Genomic DNA, 801 nt, shown 5'->3' with positions numbered 1-801 from the left:
CTCATAATCGAGCGCCGAGGTCGCCTCGTCGAAGATCAGGATCGGCGGATTGGTGGCAAGGGCTCTGGCAATGGCGATGCGCTGGCGCTGACCGCCGGAGAGATTGGCGCCGCGTTCCTCGATGATGGTGTCATAGCCAGCTGGCAGCTTGGCGATGAACTCGTCCGCCCTTGCAAGCCTGTTGGTGTGGGACAGGGCGTAGCTGAGCGAGGAAGAGAAGGACTTTGTCCTGCAGAATTGGCATCCGGGTGCAGAGAACAATGTCGCGGCTGCATCCGCGTTCTTCACGCCGATGGATCTGGCGGCCGATTTTGCCCTTGAGCCAGTGCAGGGACGGGTGATTGACCTGTGCGCCGGGATCGGTTGGTCTTGCCTATTGGGTTCAGCAGCGCTCCAAATGGCGGGGCGAGGTGAAACTTGATGTGCCCCCCACTGAATCGGACCGTTTTGAGCTGGAATTTTCCAACTATGATCCCCGCATGGGGAGAAGGAGAGTTCCATGAAGGCATCGAAGTTCTCTGAGGCGCAAATCGCGTTTGTCCTGCGGCAGGCTGAGGAGGGAACGGCCATCGGCGAGGTGTGCCGGAAGGTCGGCATCTCGGAGGCGACGTTCTACATCTATGGACGGCTCTCCTGGTGCAAGCGATTTGAGCGGTTTCCCGGCGAACTTGGGTGCCAACATCTACCCGGCGTCGCCAGGAATGGGCAGTATTGAAGATCTCAGGCTTGCCGAAGTGAGCCATCGCTTCCTCGACCGCCTCGATGCAGAAGCTGGCATCCATGGTGATTGAGAGCCGCCAG

General features: G+C 59.7%; 2 pseudogenes. One reads left to right on the top strand and one right to left on the bottom strand.

Annotation, left to right across the window (positions count from 1 at the left end):
• Positions 1-180: pseudogene (locus ACTJKX_RS38180) on the bottom strand (ATP-binding cassette domain-containing protein); the annotation flags it as partial.
• Between the two features lie 319 nt (positions 181-499).
• On the opposite strand from ACTJKX_RS38180, the pseudogene ACTJKX_RS38175 reads away from it, so the two are divergent.
• Positions 500-649: pseudogene (locus tag ACTJKX_RS38175) on the top strand (transposase); the annotation flags it as partial.
• Positions 650-801 lie beyond the last annotated feature (152 nt).

The sequence above is a fragment of the Labrys sp. 22185 genome (genome assembly GCF_052045555.1).
Taxonomy (GTDB): Bacteria; Pseudomonadota; Alphaproteobacteria; order Rhizobiales; family Labraceae; genus Labrys; species Labrys neptuniae.
This window is presented reverse-complemented; position numbering and strand designations above follow the sequence as displayed.